Source organism: Streptomyces griseorubiginosus (assembly GCF_036345115.1).
GTDB classification, from domain to species: domain Bacteria; phylum Actinomycetota; class Actinomycetes; order Streptomycetales; family Streptomycetaceae; genus Streptomyces; species Streptomyces griseorubiginosus_C.
In genome coordinates this window covers 2,297,117-2,319,683 of the sequence record NZ_CP107766.1, presented here as the reverse complement: position 1 = coordinate 2,319,683, position 22,567 = coordinate 2,297,117, and the positions used below count along the sequence as shown (strand labels likewise).

The following is a 22,567-nucleotide window of genomic DNA, read 5'->3' as shown; positions in this document are numbered from 1 at the left end:
GTGTGGATCACTGCTGGTCACCATCGGTGCGCAGCCTGAACCGCTGGAGTTTGCCGGTCGCCGTGCGCGGCAGCGCGTCCATGAAGACGATCTCGCGCGGACATTTGTAGGGCGCCAGCTCGGCCTTGACGAACGTGCGCAGCGCCTCGGCGTCCCGTTCGACGCCCTCCTTGAGGACGACGTAGGCCACGACCACCTGGCCGCGGGCCTCGTCGGCCCGCCCCACCACGGCCGCCTCGACGACGTCCGGGTGCCGCAGGAGCGCGTCCTCGACCTCCGGGCCCGCGATGTTGTACCCGGCCGAGATGATCATGTCGTCCGCGCGGGCCACATAGCGGAAGTACCCATCGTTCTCCCGGATGTATGTGTCCCCGGTGATGTTCCAGCCGTCCCGCACGTACTCACGCTGGCGTGGATCGGCGAGATAGCGGCAGCCGACGGGACCGCGCACGGCGAGCAGCCCGGACTCGCCGTCGGGCAGTTCACGGCCCGTCTCGTCGACCACGCGCGCCTGCCACCCGGGCACGGGCACCCCGGTCGTCCCGGGCCGGATGTGCTCGTCGGCGGCGGAGATGAAGATGTGCAGCAGCTCGGTGGCGCCGATGCCGTTGACGATGCCGAGACCGGTCCGCTCCTGCCAGGCTCGCCAGGTCGCCGCGGGCAGGTTCTCGCCGGCGGAGACACAGCGGCGCAGGGAGGAGACGTCGTACGCGTCGAGCTCGTCCAGCATCGCGCGGTAGGCGGTCGGGGCGGTGAACAGGACGGAGACCCGGTGCTCGGCGATCGCCGGCAGCAACTGCTTGGGGTGGGCCTGTTCGAGGAGGAGGGAGCTGGCGCCCGCCCGCATCGGGAAGATCACCAGGCCGCCGAGCCCGAAGGTGAAACCGAGCGGGGGACTGCCGGCGAAGATGTCGTCCACATGTGGTTGAAGCACATGCTTGGAGAAGGTGTCGGCTATCGCGAGCACATCCCGGTGGAAGTGCATACAGCCCTTGGGCCGTCCGGTGGTCCCCGAGGTGAAGGCGATCAGCGCCACGTCGTCGGCCGCGGTCTCCACGGCGTGGTACGGCGTCCCGGGCGCCTCGCGGTTCAGGAGGTCGTCGGGGCCGTCGCCGCCGTACGTCGTGATCCTGAGGCCCGGTATCTCGGCCTTGGCGAGGTCGTCGACGGCGCGTATGTCGCACAGGGCGTGCTCTGTGCGCGCGATCGCGCACATCGTGGCCAGCTCGTGCGGCCGCTGCTGGGCCAGCACCGTCACGGCGACCGCGCCCGCCTTCAGGACCGCCAGCCAGCAGGCCGCGAGCCACGGTGTGGTCGGGCCGCGCAGCAGGACGCGGTTGCCGGGGACGACCCCGAGGTCCCCGGTGAGCAGGTGCGCCAGCCGGTCCACGCGGGCGCGCAGGGTGCCGTACGTCCAGGTGTCCCCGGCGGGGGTGTGGAAGACCGGCCGGTCGTCGGGCGGGCCCGTCAGCAGTTCGGCGGCGCAGTTCAGCCGATCGGGGTACCGCAGCTCCGGCAGGTCGAAGCGGAGCTCCGGCCACTGGTCGGGGGGCGGGAGGTGGTCGCGCGCGAAGGTGTCGACGTGGGCCGAGACGTGCATGGCGGGTCGCCCCCTGCCTTGTGGGCCGCGTGGGCCGCCTTGTGGGCGTCGATGGTGGGCTCGCACAAGGAGCGTATCGTGTTGGTGACGACAGTCAACGGCACGCGATACTGTCGTAGGGCCCTGTCGACGAGAAGGGACCTGTGATGCCCGCATTCTCGCTCGAACCGTCACAGACCGCCCGTTGCGCACAGCTGCGCACCCTCGCCGCGGAACGGCTGCGCCCGCTCGCGGAGAAGGGCGAGCCGGGCCATGTGAACCGTCCCCTGATCGCCGAACTGGGCCGACTCGGCCTGCTGGAACGGCTGTTCAGCTCCGGTGCGCTGGACCTCTGCCTGATGCGGGAGTCCCTCGCGTACGCCTGCACGGAGGCCGAGACAGCCCTCGCCCTCCAGGGCCTGGGCGCCCACCCCGTCCACGCCCACGGCACCCCGGCCCAGCGGGACCGCTGGCTGCCGGCGGTGAGCGAGGGCAGCGCGGTGGCGGCGTTCGCGCTGAGCGAGCCGGGGGCGGGGTCGGACGCGGCGGCGCTGGGGCTGCGGGCGGAGCGGGATCCGGACCCGGCGGCCGATTCGCCGGCCCAGCCGGCCGCCGTCCCCGACGGGGCCTCCCGGTGGCGGCTCACCGGCGAGAAGTGCTGGATCTCCAACGCTCCCGAGGCCGACTTCTACACCGTCTTCGCCCGGACCACGCCCGGCGCCGGTGCCCGGGGCGTGACCGCGTTCCTCGTGCCCGCCGACCGGCCCGGGCTCACCGGCGGCGCGCTCGACATGCTCTCCCCGCACCCCATCGGCACCCTCGCCTTCGACGCCGTGCCGGTGAGCGCCGACGACGTCCTCGGTGAGGTCGACCGCGGGTTCCGGGTCGCGATGGGCACACTCAACCTCTTCCGGCCCAGCGTCGGCGCCTTCGCGGTCGGCATGGCGCAGGCGGCACTCGACGCGACCCTCACGCACACCGCCCAACGGGACGCGTTCGGCGGCAAGTTGCGGGACCTGCAGAGCGTCGCCCACACGGTCGCCGAGATGGCGCTGCGCACGGACGCCGCCCGGCTCATGGTGTACGCGGCGGCGACGGCGTACGACGAGGGCGCCCCGGACGTGCCGAAGCGGGCGGCGATGGCGAAGCTGCTCGCGACCGAGACCGCGCAGTACGTCGTCGACACCGCGGTCCAACTCCACGGCGCCCGCGCCCTTCAGCGCGGTCATCTGCTGGAGCACCTGTACCGGGAGGTGCGCGCCCCGCGCATCTACGAGGGGGCGAGCGAGGTCCAACGGGGCATCATCGCCAAGGAGTTGTACGCGAATCCGGAGGTCCGGTGAACGCCGGCGAGAGGGAGGCCCCGTGAGTGCCGAGCGCGTCAACCCGCCCGAGCTCTCCCCGCCGACCGGCTTCTCGCACGCGGTCGTGGCCACCGGCTCGCGGGTGGTCTTCCTGGCGGGGCAGACGGCTGTGGACGCCGACGGGAAAGTGGTGGGGGCGTCCCTGCCCGAGCAGTTCGAGCGGGCGCTCACGAACCTGCTGACCGCGCTGCGCGCCGCGGGGGGCACGCCCGCGGATCTCGCCCGCGTCACCGTCTACACCACCGACATCGCCGACTACCGGGCGCACGTCCGCGAACTCGGCCGTATCTGGCGGGACTCGGCGGGCCGGGACTATCCGGCGATGGCGGTCGTCGAGGTCGTACGGCTCTGGGACGACCAGGCGGCGGTGGAACTCGACGGCTTCGCGGTGCTGCCCTAGCCTCGCGGCGCCGGGAACCGGGTCAGGCGGCGACGGCCAGCTGGGCGAGCGGCGAGCGGTGCGGCGCGACGATCCGTCCGTCGGGCAGCAGCTCACCGGTGTCGTCGAAGACGATCGCGCCGTTGCACAGCAGGTTCCAGCCCTGCTCGGGGTGGGCGGCGACGACGTGCGGAGCGGTGCTGTCGGACGCAGGGCACGAAGACTGGTGAGAACACATGGCGCACCTCCACATTGGTGGGACCGTCCCCATGGGGTCCGTATCCGTATGTGTAGACCATGCTCCCGCCCCGAACTCATCGGAACGGCTCGACCTGAAGCGTGACAACACGCGGACAACTCTCGGACCGTTCCACGACGGTCGATGCGGACTCGCCACCGAAGGAGTGACGATCACGGCTGTCGGCGCGCGTTCCCGGTAGCAGTGGAGGGCCCCGCTCCGCTCAGCGGAGGCCCCGCCCCATTCATCCGGGAGGCATCCCATGTCCGTCCGCTCCGTCCTCGCCGCCGCCACCGCCGGTGCCGCGCTGTTCCTGCTCGCAGCCCCCGCGCTGCCCGCGCAGGCCGACCCGTACGAGACCGTCACCGTCGACCCCGTCGGCCGTATCGCCACCGACGGCACCGTCACGCTCTCCGGCACCTACCGCTGCACCGGCGGCACCGGTCCCGTGTTCGTCAGCTCCTCCGTGGGGCAGCGCTCCGAGTCGGTCCGGCACGGCATCGGCGGCACGCGCGCGGTGTGCGACGGCGTCGAGCACGTCTGGGCGAACACCGGCAAGCCCACCCCGGGCTCCCTCGAAGCGGGCCAGGCCCGGGTGGAGGCCACCCTCATGGAACTGAGCCCCCAGGGCGGCCTGCTGCTGCCCCGCTTCCACGCGACCGAGCAGCAGGACATCACGCTGACGAAGAGCTGAGCGCGGCCGGGCCCGACAGCCGGTGCCGGCCGGCACCGCTCACCGTACGAGTCTGATCTCCGGAGGCCAGAGCACCCCGTCGGCCAACAGCAGTGCCGGGCCCAGGTGTTGCGGACACACCACCAGCGGTGGCCGCGCGTGGCGGGAGATCTCGAAACGCGCGCGGGCCCCGCACTCCGCCCCGTCCCGCGGTCCGGAGTGCCGGCTCGCGCAGCGCCGTACGGGCGTGTCGTCCGAGGCGGTCACGAGACGCCCGCCGGTATGTCCCACGGGTGTACGAGGGCTGCCGAGGCCATGGTCCCCTCCTCCGGGCAGGCGGCAGGGCGCGGGCCGGACCGACCCGCCCCATGCACTGCCTCCACGCTAGGAACGGGCAGCAGGGACGGCCCGCCCGGGGGGCCGTTCGGGTGAAGAATTCCTTTGCCGGGGATGATGCGGGTGATTACGGTCGCCCCCATGGCGGACGACGAACCCACGCGCGCGACCAGGCTGCTGAACGCCCAGGCGAAGGCCGAGCGGCTTTTCGCGGAGATCGAGGCGCGCGGGCTGATCGCGCCGGGCGAGGGGGAGCGGGCGGTCAGCGACCGGATCCGGGACCTGGCCAACGAGCTGTTCGGCACCACCCGGCACTGGCACAAGCGGATCGTGCGCTCCGGACCGAACACGCTCCAGCCGTACCGGGAGAACCCACCGGACCGCGTGATCGGTGCGGACGACATCGTCTTCGCCGACTTCGGCCCGATCTTCGAGGAGTACGAGGCCGACTTCGGCCGCACCTTCGTGCTCGGCGACGACCCGGTCAGGCACCGTCTCCGCGACGACCTGCCGCGGATCTTCGCCGCGGGCCGGAAGTTCTTCGAGGCCGACCCGGACGTCACCGGCGCGCGTCTGTACGCCGAGGTGGCGCGACTCGCCGCCAACTCAGGCTGGCAATTGGGCGGTTGGCACGCCGGGCACCTCGTAGGGGAGTTCCCGCACGAGTGGATCGACGGTGCCGACGTGGAGTCGTACATCGCCCCCGCCAACGACACGCCTCTGCGCCGTACCGACAGGGCGGGGCGTCGTTGCCACTGGATCCTGGAGATCCATCTCGTCGACGGTGAGCGGGAGTTCGGCGGCTTCTACGAGGAACTGCTCACGCTCTGACCGCGTTTCAGGTCCGGTCGATGTGCACGTTCGTCGACTTCACGCGGGCGGTGGCCTCCACGCCGACCTCCAGGCCGAGTTCCTCCACGGCCTCCCGGGTCAGGAGGGACACCAGCCGGTGCGGCCCCGCCTGGATCTCGACCTGGGCCGCGACGTCGCCGAGCTTGACGGCGGTGACGATGCCGGGGAAGGCGTTGCGGGCGGAGGTGTGGGAGGTCTCCTCGTCACCGCCGTCGCCTTTGGCGAGTTCCACGGAGAAGGCGGCCAGGTCCTTCCCGTCGATGAGGCGCCGCCCGCCCTCGTCCCGGTGCGTGGGAACCCGCCCGGCGTCCGCCCACCGTCGCGCGGTGTCGGGACTCACGCCGAGCAGCCGTGCGGCCTGGCCGATCGTGTAGGACTGCATGGCCGCCGAGATTGGCCTGTACGCCCGTGTTCCGGAAGATCAAGCCATCAGGAGCGATATTTGGTCGCCTTTTCGGCGGTCGACATGCGGACGCTCCGGCGGGCGCAACCTGTATGAAGGACAAATCATCTTTCGGGAGGGTTCTCATTCATGACGAGGAAACTCCGTGCCGAGCAGACGCGCGCCACCATCGTCAAGGCGGCTGCCGAACTGTTCGACAAGCACGGTTACGAATCGGCGAGCCTGCGCGACATCGTGACGCACGCGAACGTCACGAAAGGTGCTGTGTACTTCCACTTCGCCACGAAGGAGGATTTGGCGCATGCCGTAATGGATACGCAACACAACTCCTTTTCCCGCTCGATGGCCGATATCGATCGCAGTGGTTACTCCTCGCTGGAGATTCTGATCCGGGCCACCTTCGAAATGGCGCGGCAGATGGGACGCTGCTCCATCGCGCGCGCCAGTCTGCGACTCGCCATGAGCGGAATTTCGCTGAATCGTCCACTCCACGACGCGGTCGGTGACTGGATGAAGAACGTTGCCGGAAGGTTGGACGACGCGATGAGGGAGGCCGACATCGACACGGAGGTCGAGGTCGAGGGCGCGGCCCGGGCGCTCGTGTACTTCCTGGTCGGAAGCCGTGTGGCCGGATCCGCGAGCCGGCCGGCCCATGAGATGGGCCGGGAAGTCGCCGAAATGTGGCGGTTCATGATCCAGGCGCTGGTGCCGGAGGTCCGCCGTCGGCGTTACCTCGATCTGGTCGCGGGGCTCGAACAGTAAGCGGAGGGTCTTATTCCGATGGGCACCCGCTCCGCTTTCTTTTAAACTTTTAATCAAACTGTAAAAGATGAGACATGTGCTTGTGTGTGTACACTGCCATACCCCATTCGTGTGACGCAGTTCACTGCCCGCCCGGTCCAGGCAAAAACAAGATCAATTCTTGTTGACAAGACCGCTCGCCCGGTATTTCAATGATGAAGTCATGCCGGGAGGCGTCTGCGTTCTGACGTCCCCACTCGTCTACAGGGGGAATGAGCGAGTATGGCTGCAAGCAGTATGTCCAAAAACTGCCTTGAACTTCCCGAACAGCGAGTAGTGCCGTACGAGTTGCCAGAACGAATCAGGTTACTCGACACGCTGCGCGGGATGTTCGAGGAGAGCAGGAGGGGCGCGGGCCGGGTTGCCATTGTCTATGGGCCCGTGGGGAGCGGGAAGACGGAGTTGCTGAACGACTTCGCCGCCGAGGTCGGCGCCGCTGAAGGGCTCTACCTCGGAGCCTCCGCTTCCCGTGCCGAACGAACCGTGCCCTTCGGTCTGCTGGCGCATCTGCTGCACAACGACAAGATCGCACCCGAACTGAGGGTCAAGGCCGCCCGCTGGGCCGGCGAAGCACAGTCCGACGCGATCGGCCGAGACCGCTCGGACCGGTCCGCGGACGACGTGGCCCCGCAGATCTTCCATGAGATGTGCATGACGCTGCTGGATGTCGTCGAGCAGGCGCGACGTCCGGTCGTGGTCGGTGTCGACGACGTGCACTACGCCGACATCGCCTCACTGCGCTGCCTCTCCTACGTAGTCCGCAGGCTGTGGACGTCACAGTTGCTGATCGTGCTGAACGAATCGCCGCACTCCCGACGCCTCGCGACCCTGTCCGAGGCGGAGCTGCCGACCGAGCCGCTCGTCCGTTTTCTGAAGCTGCCCCTGCTCTCCCCGCAGGGTGTCGAGGAAGTGATGGCCCGGCAGTTGGGACGTACGGCGGCACAGGCACTGTCCGCCGAGGCGTACCGGGTCACCGGAGGCAACACCGCCCTGCTGCACGGACTCATCGAGGACAACCGCAGCACGGTGGAGTCCCGGACTCCGGTCTTCCGGGTGGCCGACGGCTTCGGACAGGCCCTGACCAGCTGCCTCTTTCGCTGCGAGCCTGAAGTGCTGCACGTGACCCGTCAGCTGGCGGTGCTGGAGGAAGCGCCCTCCGTGCCGGTGCTCGCCCAGCTCACCGGGATGGACCAGGAGACGACCGCGCAGACGCTCGATCTGCTGCGGGAGACGGGGTTCCTCTGCGGGGGACTGCTTCGGCACGCCCACGCCAACAGTGTCGTCCTGGCCGGGATGACGTCGGAGCAGCGGGCCGACCTCCAGGTCAACACGGCCAACGTCCTCTTCAAGAACGGCTTTTCGGCGGTCACCGTCGCCCGTCATCTGCTGGGAGCGAGCCGCGTCGACACCGACTGCGCGATCCCGATCCTGCACGAAGCGGCCCAGCAGGCACTCGGCGAGGGAAATCTCGACTTCGCACTCGACTGCCTGCGGATCGCACTCCAATACGACGCGGACGAGCAGCGCAAGGCGACCACCACCGCGATGATCGTCCGGGCCACCTGGCGCCGGGAGCCCTACGCGGCGTATCGACGCGTCGGCGGACTGATCGAGGACTCGCGGGCGGGCCGGCTCTCGGGCTGGCACGCGACCGCCGCCATCGATGCGCTGACCTGGTTCGGACGCCCTCAGGAGGCGATCGAGCTGCTGGTCCGCGGTTCGAAGGCGGCCCTGGAGACACACGACCTGGTGACGGCATCCCACCTCGAGGCGTGCAAGGCCTGGGTCGAGACGATCTATCCGGGCCGTGGCGGTGTCCGGGCGCCGGAGAACCCGCAGGTCCACGAGTTGACCGCCGGCGGTGTCTCCCCGGAGGCCTGGGCCAGAGGGCGCGCCGCCGAGATGTTCCGCCGTAATCTGGCCGTGGCGCCCGACACCGCGCAGGTGGCCGAGGCGCAACAGGCGCTGCGGCACTACGCACTGGGTGACGGTTCGGCCCCGCTGCTGATGGTCGCCCTGTACACCCTGATGTACGCGGAACGGCTCCAGGAGGCCCACGACTGGGTCGAGGAGCTGATCACCCAGGCGCGGAAGGCGTCGCTCACCACCTGGCACGCCATGTTCCGTTCGGCTCGGGCCGAGATCCTGCTGCGCCAGGGCGAGCCGGCCGCCGCCGAGCGCGAGGTCGAGGAGGCCCTGTCCCTGCTTCCGCCGAGGAACTGGGGCATCATGCTCGGCCTGCCGCTCAGCACCATGCTGCACGCGAACGCGCTGACCGGGCAGGTCAGCGCGGTGCTGGAGGAAGCGCAGTCCGCGGTGCCGCAGACCATCTTCGAGACGCCGTACGGCATGCGCCTCCTGCGTGCTCGCGGTCATCGGTATCTGGCCTCGGGCCAGGTCCCGGCGGCGCTCGACGACTTCCAGGCCGCCGGGGAGCTGGCGGACCGGCTGGGTCTGGACAATCCGGTGGTGCTTCCGTGGCGTTCGAGCGCGGCTCAGGCGCTGATCCGTCTCGGGGACCGCAAGCAGGCCCGGGCCCTGCTGGCCGACCAGCTGCGCAAGTGCGGTCCCGAACACCCGCGTTCCCACGCCGAGACCCTGCGGGTGCTGGCCGCGGCCAACGCGCTGGACGACCGGCCCCGGCTGCTCACCAAGGCGTCCGAGTACCTCCAGATGTGCCAGGCTCCGCTCGAACTCTCGTTTGTTCTCCATGACCTCGGATGGGCGTGGCAGGAACAGGGGCAGTACAGCAAGGGCCGCCAGATTCTGCGCCGGGCCTGTGTGATGGCGGAACAGCGTGGCGTACGCATACCGTCCCTGGCCCTTACCCAGTCGGCGGACGACGAGCAGGGCCGTAGTCCGCAGCCCACCTCGCAGCCGGTCTCCGCCACCGAGAGTCTGAGCGACGCCGAGATGCGTGTCGCTCAGCTCGCCGTCGGCGGATACAGCAACCGGCAGATCGCGGGCCGGTTGTTCGTGACGGTGAGCACCGTGGAGCAGCATCTGACCCGGATCTATCGCAAGCTCAACATAAGGCGGCGTACCGATCTCGTGGGTGCCCTTCAGTCGGTTGATCCGATGCGACGGGACGACCTGGCCAGCTAGTCCCGAGCCGTCGGGAAGGTCTGGGCCCGTGGGAAGCAGAAACGCTTCTGCTTCCCACGGGCCCAGCGTGTTCAGAGAGTGCTGAACACCGTCGCGGCGACGGCGTCGGTGTGGTCGTCCAGATAGAAGTGACCGCCGTCGAACAGTCGGACGTCGGCGCCCCTGGTGGTGTGCGCCTCCCAGGCGCGGGCCTCCGACAGCGGGGCGACCGGGTCGGCCGCTCCGACGAGGACCGAGACGGGGCAGGTGAGCCGGGCGCCCACGGGTTCGGGCACGTAGGTCTCCACCGCCCGGTAGTCGGCGCGCACGATGGGCAGCACCAGCGCGCGCAGTTCGGGGTCCGCGAGTACGGCCGAGGCGGTGCCGCCGAGTGCGTTCAGCTCGGCGACCAGGCCCGCGTCGTCGAGCAGGTGGACCCGCTCGTCACGGACGACGGACGGGGCCCGGCGGGCCGAGGCGAACAGCCGTACCGGGCCCTCAGGCGTCAACCGCTCGAAACGACGGGCCACTTCGAAGGCGACGACCGCACCCAGACTGTGTCCGAAGAACGCGAACGGCCCGTCCAGTTCATGCCGCAGGGCCGCGAAGGCAGCGTCCGCGAGGGCGGACACACTGTCGAGGAGCGGTTCGTGGCGCCGCTCCTGCCGACCCGGGTACTGCACGCACAGTGTCTCCACGCGGGGCGCCAGGGACTGGGCCAACGGCCGGAAGTACGCCGCGGACCCGCCGGCGTGGGGGAAGCAGACGAGTCGCAACTCGCTGTCCCGCACCGGCACGAAGCGGCGCGTCCAGGAACTCTGAGTTTCTGTGCTGACCTGCATGTCATCGACCTCTTGGCCAGGGGCTGCGGGGATGGTCCGAGGTGGTGGCGCGGGCGCGTGACACGCTCACGCGAGGCGGGTCCGTGGCCGGCCGGGGGATTGTCCGGCCACGGACCCGGGTTGTGGGAGCGGTGCCGCTCGACGGCGGTCAGTGGGAGACGGCACCGATCTCGTCGGCCTGGCCGGCCGAGTGGTCCGCTACCGGCTCGGGTGCGCCGCCGGGCTTCTTCAGCGTGAAGGCGAGCAGACCGCCCACGACCGCGGCCACACCGCCCACCCATGTCGCCGTGCGCAGGCCGTCCGCGACGGCCGAGACGGCCGGGGTGGCGTCCGAGTTCAGGTCCAGGCCGGCGTTGGCGATGGCCACCAGGACGGCGAGACCTGCGGCGCCGCCGATCTGCTGCGAAGCGTTGGCGAGAGCGGAGGCGATGCCGGCCTCGCTCGGGTCGACCCCGGACGCGGCGCAGATGAACATCGCCGGGAAGGTGACGCCGCCGCCGACGCCCCAGATGGCCAGGCCGATGAGGATCTGCCAGAAGGAGGCGTCGGTGGTCATCGCGACCGCGAGGACGATCATGCCCGCGCCGTTGATGACCATGCCGACGAACAGGGTCGTGCGCGGACCGAACTTCCCGAGCAGGATGCCGGTGATCTTCAGCGAGGCGAACATCGAGATGACGGTGAGCGGCAGGAAGGCCAGGCCCGCCTCCAGGGCGTCGTAACCGAGCACGTCCTGGACGTAGTTGGTGAACAGGTAGTACGAGCCCGACAGTGCGCTCTGGAAGACCAGGATGATCAGGATCGCGGTGACCAGGCTGCGGTTGCGGAACAGGCGCATCGGCGCCAGCGGGACGCGGGTCTTGCTCTCCACCAGTGCGAAGACGGCGAGGAGCACCACGCCGGCGACGATCGAACCGGCCCCGCGCAGCGAGCCCCAGCCTGCCTCGGGCCCGCTGACCAGGCCGAGCACCAGGAGCGAGGAGCCCGCGGTGGCGAGCAGGGCGCCGGGGACGTCGAAGCTGGCGTCGCTGTCCGAGCGCTCGTCCGCGGGCAGGATCGACGGGGCGGCCACGGCGGCCAGCAGGGCCATCGGGACCAGGATGAAGAGCACCCACTCCCAGCCCCAGGCGTTGGTGAGCAGACCGCCGAGCAGCGCGCCCGCGGCCAGGCCACCACTGCCGCAGGCACCCCAGACGGCCAGGGCGCGGTTGCGCTCGGCGCCCTCCTCGAAGCGGGTGTTGACCAGCATCAGGGTGGCCGGCGAGAGCAGCGCGCCGCCGATGCCCTGAACGGCGCGGGCGGCGATCAGGACGCCGGGGTCCTCGGCCAGACCGCCGACGAGGCAGGCCAGACCGAACACGACGGCACCGAGGACGAAGATCCGGCGGCCGCCGAGCCGGTCGACCAGTCGGCCGCCGAAGAGCAGGAGGCCGCCGAAGGCCACGGCGTAGGCACTGACCACCCACTGGAGCGACTGGGCGGTGAAGCCGAGCGCACTGCCGATGTCAGGCAGCGCGACGTACACGATGTTGTAGTCGGCGGCAACGATGAACTGGGCGAATGCCAGCAGCGCGAGCATCAGCCCGGGCTTGGGCCGGCTCTTGGGGACGGTGTCAACCACGACAGGGCTTCCTTCTGTCACTGGGCCGGTGCGCACGGTGGGCCCGGCAGCGATGAGCGACGCGTCGTTAGTACACGGTGTTTAGTAAGAACACGGTGGAGTCTGACTCAACGGTGCTCGACTGTCAAACGGTGTGAGGGCCAGGCGAGTTGGCCTGGCCCCGGCTGGTGTGATCAGGTGCGGGCGGCCTTGATCCGGTCCGCCATCCGCTCGGCCATCATCAGAACGGTCAGCAGCGGATTGCCCCGGATGACCTCGGGCATGACCGACTGGTCGATGACCCGCAGTCCGTCGACGCCGAGGACACGGCACTCCGGGTCGACGACCGTGGTCGCCGCGTCCGGAGCGCCCATCCGCGCCGTCGTCGCCACGTGATGGCTGGCGAACGTCACCCGCGGCAGCTCCTCGGCCGACGGGAGCTGTGGTTTCCCGGTCAGGACGGCAGCGAAAGCAGGGTGGTGGACCAGCTCGTCGACCCGCCCCAAGGCGTCCTTCGCGCGCAGTACGTCACTCTGTTCGGTGAGCATGCGCATCTCCACGAACGGCCCACTGAGCGGATCGCGTGAGGTGAAGTGCAGCCTGCCGCGGCTGACGGCGTGCATCTGCCAGATGCAGACCCCGGGAATCCCGAGCCAACCGTTGTTCGGGAGGATCATCATGTCGTTGGCGCCGGCGTCGGCGAGGCCCGAGGAGTAGCGCCAGGTGACGTTCACGGTTCGGCCGTAGGGGCTCGCGGCCTTCTCCGGCGGCATGGGCAGGGGGAGGACGATGAAGGGGTGCTCGGTGAGTTCCTGGCCGACCGGCAGGTCCACGACCTGGTCCACGCCGAGCCGCGCCAGGTCCGCCGCGGTGCCGATGCCGGAGCGTACGAGGAGGGCGGGGGAGAGGGTGCCGCCCGCCGAGAGGATCACCTCGCCCCCGGGAGCGACCGGGATGGTCTCCCCGCCCACCAGCCTGACCCCGGTCGCCCGCTTGCCCGCGGGGGCGAACGTGACGGTGTCGACCAGGGCCTCGCTGCGGACGGTCAGGTTGCCGCGGCTCCGGGCGGGCTCGAGGTAGCCGTCGTTGGCGGCCACGCGCCTGCCGTCCCTGATGTGCATGGCGAAGGGGGAAAGGCCCGTCGCCTCCGGCGCGTTGGTGTCGTCGTGCCACTGGACACCCAGGTCCAGCGCGGCGTCCCGGAAGGCCAGGTCGGCCCCGCCCCAGCCCTCCTGAGGCTCGCGATAGACGGGAAGCGGCCCGCCCCGCCCGTGGTACGGGGCGTCGGGGAAGTCGAGGTCGTCCTCCAACTTCCGGTAGTACGGCAGGACTTCGTCGAACGACCAGCCCCGCGCGCCCTGAGCCTCCCAGCGCTCGAAGTCGTCGCGCACTCCGCGGATGGAGAAGAGGCCGTTCACCTGAGAGGTGCCACCGACGCCCCGGCCCGCCTGGAAGGGAATCGGATCCAGGCCGGGATGGATCCGGGTCTGCAGGCCGTGCCACCAGAAGTCGGGCTGTGCCGCCATGTCCAGGTCGAATTCGCGCCCGATGAAATTCTGCGGACGGTCGGCCGGACGGATGTCCTTTCCTGCCTCAAGGAGCAGTACATTCGCCGACGAATCCTCCGAGAGTCTGGCCGCGAGCGCCGAGCCCGCAGCCCCGGCGCCGACGACGATGTAATCCCATTCGACAGTGGAGTCGACCATTTCCAACCTTTCCCGGATGTGCAGGAGAGCGGAGTACGGCAATGCAGTCCGGCCCGTCGGACTAATTGACTCGGTATTCCGCCGGTCGACGGTATGGGGCGGCTCACCCCTAGTGGCAACCCCTAGATCGGGCCCTCGCAGTCGGTTGCGGCCGGGAATCGACAGGGGGCGCGCGGGGCGCGATGGGTCGGGCAAGGGCGCTTACACCCCGCAGTGACTACACGCAGCTCAAAAACTGATCGGCAGTGGCCGAACTTTACGCTGTTACGATGGCGTCATGGCAGACCCGAAACCGAGCAGGCGAGAACGCCTCCGCGCAGAGGCCGCCCAGGAGATCAAGACGATCGCGCTGAAGCACATGGCGGAGAACGGCACGGCGGCCGTGTCCCTGCGCGCGATCGCTCGCGAGATGGGGATGACCGCCGGCGCGATCTACAGCTACTACGACACGCGCGACGACCTGATCACGGCGCTGATCGCCGACGTCTACAACTCCTTGGCGCAGGCGCTGGAGGAGGCCGTCGCCGCCGCGTCCGAGGGGCCGGTCGCCCAGGTGATGGCGTACGGCCAGGCCTACCGGAGCTGGGCGGTGGCCAATCCGCAGGAGTTCCGTCTCGTGTACGGCGACCCCGCGCCGGACTACCAGGTACCGCCATGCGGTCCCGCCGCCGAGGCAGAGCACCGTGCCTGCACCGCGCTCACCGGCGTCGTGGTGACGGCCTGGCCGTGGGCCCAGCGGCTGCACGCCGACGAGCACTACACCTGGGACGACTACGACCCGGAGTTCATCAAGACCGTGCGCTCTGCCTTCCCGGATCTGCATCCGGCGGCCGTGGCGCTCGCGATGCGGCTGTGGGGGCGGCTGCACGGGCTCGTCTCGCTCGAGATCTACGGGCATCTGCGGCCCCAGGTCCAGGACCCGGCCAAGCTGTACCACGCGGAACTGGTCGACCTGACCCATCTGCTGGGTCTCACGGCTCCCGTGGCCGCCGTGGGCGACTGAGGCTCCACCGGCTCTCCGGGCCGTAGCGCCGGGACCGCACCTTCGGGTGCGGTCCCGGCGTTTTTTGGTGCCCGCTTTCACGTCAACTGGCTGGAAAAGTACCGTACTTGACAGTGAACGGCGTTCCGCTACTGTTGGCCGTGGCGCAACTGAACGGCGTGTAGTCACTGACTGTCAGAGGTGCCCAGACCCGTGGCCGTGATGCCCGGGAGCCCGTGGTGGCGATCTGTCCCGCGGGGTTTTTACCTGTTATCCGGAAGGACTCTCCCCATGAGCGATGTCACGCAGATCGTCGAGACCTACTTCAAGGCGTGGAACGACTTCGACGCCGAGAGCCGTAAGGCCACCCTCGAATCGATCTTCGCCAAGAAGGCCAAGATCATCGACCCGGACTGGGTCGCCGAAGGCGTGGACGCCATCGTGGAGGCCATCGGTGCCGCTCGTGGGAAGCTCGGGGACCTGCCGCTCGACCTGACCACGGTCATCGGCTCCCACAACGACGCCGCGCTGTACACCTGGCACCTCGGCCCCGCCGCCGAGCCGATCGCCAAGGGCTACGGCGTGCTCCAGCTGAACGACGGGGTCATCGAGCTGGCGTACAACTTCTTCGGCTGATCTCCCTCGGGGCGCCCCCCTGATGCTCGCCCAGTATGGGCCGGACGCGTTCTGTGCGACCGGCCCATTCGGCATTTCCCCTGGATATAGGGGTCGGGCCCGAAAGAACTGGGGTTGGCGGTAGGGGGCCCGCGTCATTAGCTTTTCGTGTGCCGCGCGTCGACCGAAAGAGGATTCTCCGATGACCGCCGCACTGCCCGACGGTGAGACCGCACCCCACTCCTTTCTGACGGATTTGTCGACCGGCCGTCTCGACTGGAACAGCTGGCGGACGTTTCCCCGGCAGAGCCGGACCGAGCAGGAGCTCGGCGACCGGCTCGTCGCCGAAGCCGCGACGTTCTTCGCCCGGCGCGTCGACGCCACCGCGGTCGACGACACCCGCGCCCTGCCCGACGGACTCCTGGACGACCTCCAGGAACACGGCTACCTCAGGCTGGTGGTCCCTCCGGAGCTCGGCGGCCGAGGACTGTCTCCCTACACCACCTTCCGGCTGATCGCGCAGGCCTGTGCGCACTCCGTGGCGGTCGGGCAGATCGTGGCCATCCAGAACGGCGTCGGCGCGGCGGCGATGCTGACCGCCCTGCCGCCCGGCCCCCTGCGCGACTTCGTGGGTGAAAGGCTCCGCACCGGCACCGTCTCCGGCTTCGGCGACACCGACCGCGCGGGCCAGAACAACGCTCGCCCGACCCTCACCGCGACCCCCGTGGACGGGGGTTATCTGCTGCGCGGCGAGAAACTCTTCACCGGCAACGGCCCGGTGGCCGACCTCGTCGCGGTATCCGCGACGGTGCCCGGCGCCGAAGGACCCAAGGTCGGCGCCTTCTTCCTCGACACCGACACCCCCGGCTTCTCCATCGGCTCCCGCGTGGAGTTCATGGGCAGCCGGGGCCTGCCCAACGCGGCGCTGCGCTTCGACGACGTGCATGTCCCGGCGGACCAGGTGCTCCTCGATCCCGACGGCGACCAACTCCCGCCGCTGGTGGGGCTCGTGGCCCTACTCGGCCGCATCCACTTCACCGGCGCACCCGCGATGGCAATCGCCCGCAACTGCCTCGCCTGGTCACGGGAGTTCATCGCCCGGCGCACCATCGACGGCCGCCCGCTCGGCGACTACGACGAGATCCAACGCACGGTCACGGCCACCCTCGCGGACGTGTACGCCATGGAGTCGGCGGCCCGCTGGAGCCTGCTCGCCGACGGTCTGACCGACCGCTGGTTCGAACGGTTCCTCACCAAGAACCTGCTGGTCCGCGGCGCCTGGCGAACCGTCGACCGCACCGTGTCGCTGCACGGCGGAGAAGGATTCGAGACCGTGGCGAGCAAGGTCCGCCGCGGAGCCGTCCCCGTACCTCTGGAACGCGCCCTCAGGGACGCCCGCGGCCTGCGGATCGCCGGCAATGTCGACTTCCAGCTCGACAACCAACTGGGCCGGATGCTTCTCGCCCGCTTCCACGATGCCGCGGACACCGACGCCGGCCCCGCCGCGCACACCGCAGGCGACGCCCTCACGGCGGCCGAGGAGATCCGGGACCCCGGACTGTCCCCGGCCAACCAGGAGCATCTGCGGGCGGTGGCCAGGCTGGTGGCCGACACCCGGGACCTCGCCGCCGACCTGGTGCGCCGCCACCCGGACCCCGAGCAACTGCACGCCGAAGAACGTCCTGTCGTGCTTCTCGGCCGTATCGCCGGCGAACTCTTCAATGCCGTCGCCGTCCTGGCCCGCGCCGCGGGCGACGATCCCGCGGCGGACACCGAGCCCTGGCAGCACCAGGAACTCGCCGATGTGCACGTGGTCGAGGCGCGCCACCGGCTCGCCGGACTCTTCGCCCGGTCGCGGAACGAGACCGAGCCCGACCACGCCAAGATCAGCCGCCGCTGGCTGGCCGGCACCCACGACCAGCTCGTTCGTCACTGATCGGCGACGGACGGCCAGAACCCGAGAGGACCCCATGACGATCGACCATGAACTCCCGGCGGTGCTGGGCGGATTCGACCTGTCGGACCAGTCCCGGTTCGCCGATGGCGTCCCCTACGACCTGTTCGCCCGGCTCCGCAGGGAGGCACCCGTCCTCTTCCACCCCGGGGCACGTACCGCGGACGGCGACGGATTCTGGGTCCTCACCCGGCACGCCGACATCGTGGCCGCCGCCGCGTCCCCCGACTTCTCCGCACAGGGCGGGGGCGACCGCGCAGGCGGTGGCTCTCACCTGGACGACCTGCCCGTCGGCGTCCACGCCGGAGTGCTGTTCGCCATGATGGACAACCCCCGCCACGACCTGATCCGACGGCTGCTGCGGCCCGCCGTCACCGGGGAGGTGGCCCAGGGACTCGCCGACCCGCTCCGCGGGATCGCCGACGAGCTGCTGACCGGGGCGCTGGCCCGGGGCGGCCGGGTCGACTTCATGAAGGACCTCAGCGAGCCCTACGCCCTGCGCGCCATCTCCCTGCTGCTGGGCGCCCCCCGCGCGGACTGGGACCGGCTGGCGAAGTGGGGACGCCTCAACCTCGGCTTCACCAACCGCCTGACCGGCACCGTCGACGCCGGCTCGACCGAGGTCTTCCACGCCATGTCGGCGTACTTCAAGGACCTGTTGGACCGTAAGCGCGAGGCACCCGCATCGGACCTCGGATCGGTCCTCGCCGCAGGCGCGATCGACGAGGGACACGGCGAGCCGCCGCTGACCGGCCAGGAACGGGACGCCAACGCCGTCCTCATCCTCATCACCGGCTTCGAACAGCCCCGCAACACCATCGCCAGCGGTGTCCTCGCCCTCGCTCAACACCCCGACCAGTGGCAGGCCCTGCGCAAGGACCCCTCACTCCTGCCGCAGGCGGTCGAGGAGATCCTCCGCTGGGCGCCGCCCAACCCCTACAACCGGCGCACCGCGACGCGGGACGTCGTGCTCCACGGTCACCACATCAAGGCGGGCGACAAGGTCACCTTCTGGTGGCCCTCGGCCAACCGCGACGAGGACGTCTTCGACAACGCCTCGGCCTTCGACATCAGCCGCAGCCACAACCCCCACGTCTCCTTCGGTACCGGCACCCACTTCTGCCTCGGCGACCAGGTGGCCCGTCTGGAGATCCGGCTCTTCCTGGAAGCCCTGCTCGACCGGGTCGCGGAGGTCCGCCTCACCGGACCGGTCGTCCATGCCCCCAACAACAAGCACACCGTGATCCTCGACATGCCGGTGGAACTGGTAGCGAACCCCACCGCCGGCTGACCGACCGACTCCAGATCAGACGGGATACCCGACATGACCGAGACCGTGGAGACCGCGGCCACCGAGGACCTCCCGGAGGTCCTGCCCTACGACCCGTTCGACCCCGCGTTCCACTCCGACCCCTACCCCACCTACCGCAGGCTGCGGGCCACCGGCGGCTCGGTGATCCGCACCGGCGCCGGCGTCGCCGTACTCAGCTATCACGACGTCCACGCCGTGCTGCGCAACCCCAAACTGGGCCGCGGTGAGGGCGCCGGCTACCAGGACACCCTGATACCCACGCCCGAAGGCCTCCGGCCGGCCGTGATGTTCATGGACCCCCCCGACCACACCCGCATCCGGGCGCTGGTCAACAAGGCCTTCACCCCGCGCGCCATCGAGCGGCTGCGCGGACCCGCCGCGGAGCTCGCCGCCAAGCTGGTCGCCGAGACTGCCGAGGAGACCGCCGCGCACGGCTCGGTCGACCTCACGGCCAGGCTGTTCCGGCCGCTGGGCGCGGGCGTGCTGAACATCCTCGTCGGTGTCCCCGAGAAGTACCTGGCCCAGTGCATCGAGTACGCCAACGACGCCGGGCGGGGACTCGACCCTGCCTACACCCTGTCGCCCGAGGCCCTCGCCAACCGGCTCAAGGCCCGCGACGGTTACGTCGAGATCGCCAAGGAACTGATCGACGAGCGCAGGGCCCGGCCGGTCGATGACCTCATGAGCGAACTCGTCCTGGCCGAACAGGACGGCGAACGGCTCAACGAGATCGAGCTGCTCACCACGGTGGCCAACATCTTCCTCGCCGGATTCAGCGCCCCCCAGGCCGCGATGGGCCTGGCCGTGCTCTCCCTGCTGCGCCACCCCGATCAGCTGAAGTGGTACCGCGACCACCCCGAGGAGGCGGTGGGGTCGGTCGAGGAGCTGATGCGCTTCGACGCGTCCGTGCAGCTGATCAACCGGACCGCGCTCGAGGACACCGAGGTCGGCGGGGTCCCGGTCAAGGCCGGTGAAGAGGTCTTCATGCTGCTCGGCGCGGCCAACCGCGACCCCGAGGCCTACCCGGACCCCGACCGTCTCGACCTGAGCAGGCGCGGCACCCGCAGCCTCGGGTTCGGCCACGGCATCCACTACTGCGTGGCCGCACCGATCGCCAAGCTGGTCATCGAGGTCGTCCTCAACGCCCTTTCCGAGTACGACGTCGAGCTGAGGACGCAGAACCCGCAGACCAACGGAGCGCTCGCCATCCGCAGCCTCGCCGAACTGCCGGTGGCGGTCCGGCCCCGCACCTCTTCCTGAACGGTGTCCGGACGACTCCGGACACCCGCAGTATCACCGGAAAAACAAGGAGACCCGACACGTGAGCAGTGACATCACCACCGTCGTGAAGAAGTACATCGAGACCTGGAACATCGTGGACGGGGACGAACGCAGGGCGGCGATCGCGGAGTTGTTCGCCGAGAACGTCGAGTACGTCGACCCGAACGTGCGGGCCGAGGGGCGTGCGGCGTTGGACGCGTACATCGCGGAGACCCAGCAGCAGCTTCCCGGCAGTGTCTTCGCGCTGGCGAGCGAGGTGAGCACGCACCACGACCTGGGGCGGTTCACCTGGCAGGTCGGCCCGGCCGGCGGTGCCCCGCTGGCCGTCGGCTACGACTTCATCGCCGTGGAGAACGGGCAGGTGCGGCGGCTGTACGGGTTCTTCTCGTAGCGGGTCGCGCCCCGCGGGGCGACCGCCGGTGAAACACAGGACCGCCGGGCCGAACGGCCCGGCGGTCCTCTCGTCTGTCCGAACGGACCCGAGTCGTACGGGTCAGTCCTTGATCTCGCAGATGGCGGCGCCGGAGGTGATGGAGGCGCCGACCTCGGCGGTCAGGCCCTTGATGGTGCCGGAGCGGTGGGCGTTGAGGGGCTGTTCCATCTTCATGGCTTCGAGGACGACGACGAGGTCGCCTTCCTTGACCTCCTGGCCCTCCTCGACGGCGATCTTGACGATGGTGCCCTGCATCGGGGAGGCGAGGGTGTCGCCGGAGGCGACGGGGCCGGACTTCTTGGCGGCCCGGCGCTTGGGCTTGGCGCCCGCGGCGAGGCCGGTGCGGGCCAGCGACATGCCCAGCGAGGAGGGCAGCGAGACCTCCAGGCGCTTGCCGCCGACCTCCACGACGACGGTGTCGCGGCCCGGCTCGTCCCCGCTCTCCTCGGGGCCGACCGGGGCGGTGAACGGGGGGATGCCGTTGACGAACTCGGTCTCGATCCAGCGGGTGTGCACGGTGAAGGGGGCACCGGTGAAGGCGGGGTCCTTGACCACCGCGCGGTGGAAGGGGATCGCGGTGGCCATGCCCTCGACCTGGAACTCCTCCAGGGCGCGGGCGGCACGCTGCAGGGCCTGCTCGCGGGTGGCACCGGTGACGATCAGCTTCGCGAGGAGGGAGTCCCAGGCGGGGCCGATGACCGAGCCGGCCTCGACGCCGGCGTCCAGGCGCACGCCCGGGCCGGAGGGCGCCTCGAACTTGGTGACGGTGCCGGGAGCGGGCAGGAAGTTACGGCCCGGGTCCTCGCCGTTGATGCGGAACTCGAAGGAGTGGCCGCGCAGTTCGGGGTCGCCGTAGCCCAGTTCCTCGCCGTCGGCGATGCGGAACATCTCGCGCACCAGGTCGATGCCGGCGACCTCCTCGGTCACCGGGTGCTCGACCTGCAGGCGGGTGTTGACCTCCAGGAAGGAGATCGTGCCGTCCTGCCCGACCAGGAACTCGCAGGTACCGGCGCCCTCGTAGGAGGCCTCCTTGAGGATGGCCTTGGACGCCCGGTACAGCTCGGCGACCTGCTCCTCGGACAGGAACGGCGCGGGCGCCTCCTCGACCAGCTTCTGGTGGCGGCGCTGCAGCGAGCAGTCACGGGTGGAGACCACGACCACGTTGCCGTGCTTGTCGGCCAGGCACTGGGTCTCCACGTGCCGGGGGCGGTCCAGGTAGCGCTCCACGAAGCACTCGCCGCGGCCGAACGCGGCCACCGCCTCACGCACCGCGGAGTCGTACAGCTCGGGGACCTCCTCCAGGGTGCGGGCGACCTTCAGACCGCGCCCGCCACCGCCGAAGGCGGCCTTGATGGCGATCGGCAGGCCGTGCTCCCGGGCGAACGCCACCACCTCGTCGGCGCCGCTCACCGGGTCGGGCGTGCCCGCCACCAGCGGGGCGCCGGCGCGCTGGGCGATGTGCCGCGCTGCGACCTTGTCGCCCAGGTCGCGGATGGCCTGCGGGGGCGGGCCGATCCAGATCAGGCCCGCGTCCAGGACCGCCTGCGCGAACTCGGCGTTCTCGGAGAGGAAGCCGTAGCCCGGATGGACGGCGTCCGCGCCCGCCTCCCGCGCGGCCCCCAGGACCTTGTCGATGTCCAGGTAGCTGGTGGCCGGGGTGTCACCGCCCAGGGCGAACGCCTCATCCGCGGCGCGGACATGCAGAGCGTCCCGGTCCGGGTCGGCGTACACGGCCACGCTCGCGATACCGGCATCCCGGCAGGCCCGGGCAACGCGGACAGCGATTTCGCCACGGTTGGCGATGAGCACCTTGCGCATGTGGTTCTTCCGCGTGGTCATGAGGTGAACTTCCGGACCGTGGCGTCGGGTTGTGCGCGGCCGCTCTCGGTGACCGTCGGGACGGTGCGCGTCCTGTCCTTCCGCACCCTCATGACGCGAACCTCCAGGACGTCGCGGGAGCGGGGTAGCTGCGGCCGCCCCTGCTCCAGCTGATCTCCCGGACGCCCGGCTTCACAAGGCCGGCGTCGGTGGAGTCGGGCTGCCGGCTCAGGGAGAGCAACACGGCCAGCACCGCGGCGAGTTCCTCCTGGGTGGGGTTTCCGTGCACGACTTTCAGTGAGTTCATGTCCTCGT

Annotated in this window: 21 protein-coding genes; 12 read left to right on the top strand and 9 right to left on the bottom strand. The window is 70.1% G+C overall.

The genetic code is table 11. From position 1 onward, the window contains the following. Window positions 1–7: 7 nt before the first annotated feature. The gene (locus OHN19_RS10340) at window positions 8–1,600 is read right to left on the bottom strand and encodes an AMP-binding protein (protein WP_330263906.1); all 1,593 of its coding nucleotides are present in this window, start codon (window positions 1,598–1,600) and stop codon (window positions 8–10) included. Between the two features lie 146 nt (window positions 1,601–1,746). Between OHN19_RS10340 and OHN19_RS10335 the strand changes: the two genes are divergently transcribed. Together OHN19_RS10335 and OHN19_RS10330 are read left to right on the top strand one after the other, a co-directional pair. After that, a complete protein-coding gene (locus tag OHN19_RS10335) occupies window positions 1,747–2,922 on the top strand; it encodes an acyl-CoA dehydrogenase (protein ID WP_330263905.1) in 1,176 nt (391 codons plus the stop codon). 22 nt (window positions 2,923–2,944) lie between these two features. Continuing rightward, a complete protein-coding gene (locus tag OHN19_RS10330; RefSeq protein ID WP_330263904.1) occupies window positions 2,945–3,343 on the top strand; it encodes a RidA family protein in 399 nt (132 codons plus the stop codon). A 22-nt stretch (window positions 3,344–3,365) separates the two neighbouring features. Here OHN19_RS10330 and OHN19_RS10325 read toward each other — a convergent pair whose 3' ends face one another. Then, window positions 3,366–3,560, bottom strand: a complete 195-nt coding sequence (locus OHN19_RS10325) for a DUF5999 family protein (protein WP_330263903.1) — start codon at window positions 3,558–3,560, stop codon at window positions 3,366–3,368. A gap of 262 nt (window positions 3,561–3,822) precedes the next feature. On the opposite strand from OHN19_RS10325, the gene OHN19_RS10320 reads away from it, so the two are divergent. Further along, the gene (locus tag OHN19_RS10320; protein ID WP_330263902.1) at window positions 3,823–4,254 is read left to right on the top strand and encodes a DUF6299 family protein; all 432 of its coding nucleotides are present in this window, start codon (window positions 3,823–3,825) and stop codon (window positions 4,252–4,254) included. 39 nt (window positions 4,255–4,293) lie between these two features. Here OHN19_RS10320 and OHN19_RS10315 read toward each other — a convergent pair whose 3' ends face one another. Beyond that, on the bottom strand, window positions 4,294–4,500 hold the full coding sequence (locus tag OHN19_RS10315; protein WP_330294113.1) for a hypothetical protein: 207 nt from the start codon (window positions 4,498–4,500) through the stop codon (window positions 4,294–4,296). Between the two features lie 210 nt (window positions 4,501–4,710). Between OHN19_RS10315 and OHN19_RS10310 the strand changes: the two genes are divergently transcribed. Continuing rightward, entirely contained in the window at window positions 4,711–5,400 is a 690-nt protein-coding gene (locus tag OHN19_RS10310; protein WP_330263900.1) for a M24 family metallopeptidase, read from the top strand. 7 nt (window positions 5,401–5,407) lie between these two features. Here the strand turns inward: OHN19_RS10310 and OHN19_RS10305 are convergent, their stop codons facing one another. Then, entirely contained in the window at window positions 5,408–5,803 is a 396-nt protein-coding gene (locus OHN19_RS10305; RefSeq protein WP_330263880.1) for a helix-turn-helix transcriptional regulator, read from the bottom strand. Window positions 5,804–5,953: 150 nt separating this feature from the next. Between OHN19_RS10305 and OHN19_RS10300 the strand changes: the two genes are divergently transcribed. Both OHN19_RS10300 and OHN19_RS10295 read left to right on the top strand, forming a co-directional pair. Beyond that, window positions 5,954–6,586: a ScbR family autoregulator-binding transcription factor gene (locus OHN19_RS10300; protein WP_330263899.1), complete on the top strand. Its 633-nt coding sequence runs from the start codon at window positions 5,954–5,956 to the stop codon at window positions 6,584–6,586. 261 nt (window positions 6,587–6,847) lie between these two features. Continuing rightward, window positions 6,848–9,730, top strand: coding sequence for a helix-turn-helix transcriptional regulator (locus OHN19_RS10295; RefSeq protein ID WP_330263898.1), 2,883 nt, complete (start codon window positions 6,848–6,850; stop codon window positions 9,728–9,730). Window positions 9,731–9,801: 71 nt separating this feature from the next. Here the strand turns inward: OHN19_RS10295 and OHN19_RS10290 are convergent, their stop codons facing one another. The 3 genes from OHN19_RS10290 to OHN19_RS10280 form a co-directional block, all read right to left on the bottom strand. Next, entirely contained in the window at window positions 9,802–10,551 is a 750-nt protein-coding gene (locus tag OHN19_RS10290) for a thioesterase II family protein (RefSeq protein WP_330263897.1), read from the bottom strand. Window positions 10,552–10,699: 148 nt separating this feature from the next. Further along, a complete protein-coding gene (locus tag OHN19_RS10285; RefSeq protein ID WP_330263896.1) occupies window positions 10,700–12,172 on the bottom strand; it encodes an MFS transporter in 1,473 nt (490 codons plus the stop codon). A 173-nt stretch (window positions 12,173–12,345) separates the two neighbouring features. Next, the gene (locus tag OHN19_RS10280; protein WP_330263895.1) at window positions 12,346–13,857 is read right to left on the bottom strand and encodes a GMC family oxidoreductase; all 1,512 of its coding nucleotides are present in this window, start codon (window positions 13,855–13,857) and stop codon (window positions 12,346–12,348) included. Window positions 13,858–14,134: 277 nt separating this feature from the next. Here OHN19_RS10280 and OHN19_RS10275 point away from each other — a divergent pair, with 277 nt between their 5' ends. The 6 genes from OHN19_RS10275 (at window position 14,135) to OHN19_RS10250 (ending at window position 20,392) form a co-directional block, all read left to right on the top strand. Beyond that, window positions 14,135–14,860: a TetR/AcrR family transcriptional regulator gene (locus OHN19_RS10275; RefSeq protein ID WP_330263894.1), complete on the top strand. Its 726-nt coding sequence runs from the start codon at window positions 14,135–14,137 to the stop codon at window positions 14,858–14,860. Window positions 14,861–15,130: 270 nt separating this feature from the next. After that, complete coding sequence (locus OHN19_RS10270; protein WP_330263893.1) at window positions 15,131–15,475, top strand: nuclear transport factor 2 family protein; 345 nt, start codon at window positions 15,131–15,133, stop codon at window positions 15,473–15,475. A 181-nt stretch (window positions 15,476–15,656) separates the two neighbouring features. Continuing rightward, complete coding sequence (locus tag OHN19_RS10265; protein ID WP_330263892.1) at window positions 15,657–17,390, top strand: acyl-CoA dehydrogenase family protein; 1,734 nt, start codon at window positions 15,657–15,659, stop codon at window positions 17,388–17,390. 34 nt (window positions 17,391–17,424) lie between these two features. After that, window positions 17,425–18,699, top strand: coding sequence for a cytochrome P450 (locus OHN19_RS10260; protein ID WP_330263891.1), 1,275 nt, complete (start codon window positions 17,425–17,427; stop codon window positions 18,697–18,699). 33 nt (window positions 18,700–18,732) lie between these two features. Then, window positions 18,733–19,980: a cytochrome P450 gene (locus tag OHN19_RS10255; RefSeq protein ID WP_330263890.1), complete on the top strand. Its 1,248-nt coding sequence runs from the start codon at window positions 18,733–18,735 to the stop codon at window positions 19,978–19,980. Window positions 19,981–20,041: 61 nt separating this feature from the next. Further along, window positions 20,042–20,392 carry a nuclear transport factor 2 family protein gene (locus tag OHN19_RS10250; protein WP_330263889.1) on the top strand — a complete coding sequence of 117 codons (351 nt, stop codon included), beginning with the start codon at window positions 20,042–20,044 and terminating at the stop codon, window positions 20,390–20,392. 102 nt (window positions 20,393–20,494) lie between these two features. On the opposite strand, the gene OHN19_RS10245 is transcribed toward OHN19_RS10250, so the two are convergent. Beyond that, on the bottom strand, window positions 20,495–22,252 hold the full coding sequence (locus OHN19_RS10245; RefSeq protein WP_330269577.1) for an acetyl/propionyl/methylcrotonyl-CoA carboxylase subunit alpha: 1,758 nt from the start codon (window positions 22,250–22,252) through the stop codon (window positions 20,495–20,497). Between the two features lie 109 nt (window positions 22,253–22,361). Further along, window positions 22,362–22,559 carry an acyl-CoA carboxylase subunit epsilon gene (locus tag OHN19_RS10240; protein WP_330263888.1) on the bottom strand — a complete coding sequence of 66 codons (198 nt, stop codon included), beginning with the start codon at window positions 22,557–22,559 and terminating at the stop codon, window positions 22,362–22,364. Between the last annotated feature and the right edge of the window lie 8 nt (window positions 22,560–22,567).